This window comes from Microbacterium sp. B19, from assembly GCF_000333395.1.
GTDB lineage: Bacteria > Actinomycetota > Actinomycetes > Actinomycetales > Microbacteriaceae > Microbacterium.
Map to the genome: position 1 here is coordinate 1 of NZ_BADA01000549.1, position 1,829 is coordinate 1,829.

The 1,829-nt window shown below is 72.3% G+C and carries 1 protein-coding gene and 1 pseudogene; both read right to left on the reverse strand.

What is annotated here, in order from left to right:
• Positions 1–40: 40 nt before the first annotated feature.
• Complete coding sequence (locus I5G_RS18885; protein ID WP_026096098.1) at positions 41–1,063, reverse strand: 3-oxoacyl-ACP synthase III; 1,023 nt, start codon at positions 1,061–1,063, stop codon at positions 41–43.
• A 227-nt stretch (positions 1,064–1,290) separates the two neighbouring features.
• A pseudogene (locus tag I5G_RS18890) lies at positions 1,291–1,829 on the reverse strand (DUF58 domain-containing protein); the annotation flags it as partial.

Genomic DNA, 1,829 nt, shown 5'->3' on the forward strand with positions numbered 1-1,829 from the left:
AGGCCCGCCGGGGGGAGAGTCGCGGACAGGTCCGTGATCGTCACCAGGCCAGCTCCAGCATCCCGGTGTTCAGCCCGGAGCCCACTCCCATCAGCAGGACGCGGTCGCCGCGGCGCAGGGTCTTCTGCTCGTCGGCCAAGGTGATCGGGATGGAGGCGGGGCCGACGTTCCCCAGGTGCGGGTAGGTGACCGGCACCCGGCCGCGGTCGAGCTTCGCGGCGCGCACGATCGCGGAGGTGTGCACCGACGACACCTGGTGGGTGATGTAGCGGTCCATGCCCGTCCACGAGAACTCGCCGCGGGCTTCCTTCCACGCCGAGACGACGAGGTCGAGGCCGCCCTTCAGCAGCGCCTTCGCGTCGGTGAACATGCCGTCGACGCTGCCGACGCACAGGTCGTAGAACTGCGTCGCCGCGCGGGTCACGCCGCCGACGATGCGGTGCCCCTCGGGGTGGTCGCTCGCGCGGCCGAGCACGGCGGCCGCCGCGCCGGAACCGAGGGTCAGGGAGGCGAACTCCTGCATGAACGCGTCGCGGTCGAGGTCTTCGCGGACGAGCCGGTTGATGGTGTTGACCTGGATCTCGTCGGCATCCTCGCCGTTGACGATGAGGGCGTACTTGACCTGACCCGACTGGATCATGCCCGCCGCGAGGCTCATGCCGTTGATGAAGCCGAGGCACGCGTTGGCGACGTCGAAGTTGATCGCCGAGCTCGGCAGCCCGAGCCCGTGGTGCAGACGCACCGCGACGGAGGGCTCGAGGTGCTTGCGCGTCACCGAGGTGTTGATGATGAGCCCGATCTCGCTCGGGTCGACGCCCGCCTCGGCGAGCGCCTGCTTGCCGGCTGCGATCGTCGCCTCGTCGGACGACTCGCCCTCGGCCCAGTTCCGGCGTTCCACCACTCCCGCGACCCGTCGGAGGAGTCCGGGCTTGAGCTTCAGACGCGACAGCGCGGGAGCCAGACGCTCCTCGATGTCGTCGGACGTGGTCACGCGGCTGGGCAGCACGCTCGCCACCGACACGAGGGCCACATCGTCGAAGCGGGTGGTGGCGTTTCCTGGCAAGAGAGCTCCCGCATCCTGTGCGTAGACGGCCGAACCGTGCGCGGAGGGACACGCCGGCGGCTGGAAAGGGTACCCCCCAGGATAAGCCGCGACGTATGCGACGGGATGCATGGTCGGCTGTGTGCTACGCCTGGGATGCCTGTGATCCGTCGCGGTGCGACGGCCGTGCTCGGTCGGGGTCGGCGGGCGGAGGGATGCCGTGCCCCGCGGCCGGGAGGGGGTTCGCGCTACAGCCGCCCGGCGGCTTTCAGCGCGAGGTAGCGGTCCGCCACGAGAGGGGGCAGGTCGTCGGCCGAGGCGGAGACCGCGTCGCCGCCCGCGCGCTCGACGGCCGCGCGCACGCGATCGGCGTCGGACCGCGCGCGCTCGACGGCGGCGGCGGCGTAGACGGCGGCGGCGTCGTCGCGCGCCGGGGTCTCGCCCGGACCGTCGGTGGCCGTGGCCACCAGCAGTCGCGACCGCGCGGCGACGGCGGGGAGCGACGCGAGGAACGCTCGCGCGGCCTCGGGGTCATCGGCGGCGGTCAGCAGCACCACGAGCGCGGGACGCTGCGTGAAACCGCGCACCTCGGCGAGCGCGGCATCCCAGTCGGTGTCGATGAGCTGCGGGTCGACGGGGGCCATGGCATCCACGAGTGCGGGAAGGAGCTGTGGACCGTCGACGCGCGTGACGCGTGCTCGGGTGACGCGGTCGAACATGAGGAGATGCACGTGGTCACCGGCGCGCGTCGCGAGCGCGGCGAGCAGGAGGGCGGCCTCCATCGCCG